This window comes from Vibrio sp. D173a (assembly GCF_030248475.1).
Map to the genome: position 1 here is coordinate 1 of NZ_JAHGAH010000577.1, position 549 is coordinate 549.

Genomic DNA, 549 nt, shown 5'->3' on the forward strand with positions numbered 1-549 from the left:
TTACGTCTTGAGTTAGACCTAAAAAATGCAGGCATTAAAACGGTTCACTATGTGAGTCCATCTGTGTGGGCGTGGCGTCCTAAACGCATCTTCAAAATCGATAAAGCGACCGACTTAGTATTGGCATTCCTTCCATTCGAAAAGGCGTTTTACGACAAATATAACGTTGCTTGTGAGTTCGTTGGGCATACGTTAGCTGATGCGATTCCTCTAGAACCAAATCAGGCAGAAGCGCGTGAATTGCTCGGTTTAGAGCAAGACAAGAAATGGTTAGCCGTGCTTCCTGGTAGCCGTGGCGGTGAAATGAAGCTGATTGCTCAACCATTTATCGAAACTTGCCAACGCATTCATGAAAAGTACCCGGATATCGGCTTTGTTGTCGCAGCCGTGAATGAGACCCGCAAACAGCAGTTTACCGAGATCTGGAAGGCAACGGCACCAGAGCTGGATTTTGTTATTGTGCAAGATACTGCGCGCAATGTAATTACCGCTGCCGACTCAGTACTACTCGCTTCTGGTACGGTTGCGCTGGAATGTATGCTACTGAAA

At 46.8% G+C, this 549-nt stretch carries 1 protein-coding gene; it reads left to right on the plus strand.

The genetic code is table 11. From position 1 onward, the window contains the following. Positions 1 to 549 (plus strand): lipid-A-disaccharide synthase (lpxB, locus tag KIV40_RS27645; RefSeq protein ID WP_285352401.1); only part of this gene is annotated, 549 nt, incomplete at both ends.